The 383-nt window shown below is 62.4% G+C and carries 2 protein-coding genes; both read right to left on the bottom strand.

Translation table 11 applies throughout. From position 1 onward, the window contains the following. On the bottom strand, window positions 1–152 hold a 152-nt coding region (locus AC0IYH_RS29755), incomplete at its 3' end, for a flagellar basal body protein (protein ID WP_471837673.1). Between the two features lie 12 nt (window positions 153–164). Beyond that, a partial coding sequence (locus tag AC0IYH_RS29760) for a flagellar basal body rod C-terminal domain-containing protein (RefSeq protein WP_471837671.1) occupies window positions 165–383 on the bottom strand: 219 nt, incomplete at its 5' end.

Below are 383 nucleotides of genomic sequence, written 5' to 3' on the forward strand. Positions count from 1 at the left end.
GTCACGACCTGATAGGACAGCGTCTCGAACGAAGCGCGGTCACGCTTGAACCCCGTCGTGTTGACGTTGGCGAGGTTGTTCGAGATGACCCGCATGCGCGTATCCTGAGCGTCGAGCCCGGTACGTGCGATGTGCATGGCGGCGTAGGTCATGCGATTTCTCCCTTAAGACGGCAGGCGCATCAGCGATGCACCGCTTTCATCCATGTCCTTGGCGGACTTCATCATGTTGGCGGACACTTCGTAGGCGCGCTGGTTCTCGATCATGTCGATCAGCGCCTGCGTCATGTTGACGTTGCTGCCTTCCAGTGCCCCGCCCTCCACCTTGGCGTCGAGATCGGCCGGCAGGGTGCCGCCGCCGCGCACGCGCAGCAGGTTGTCGAG

The organism is Pseudomonas sp. AC463 (assembly GCF_979253585.1).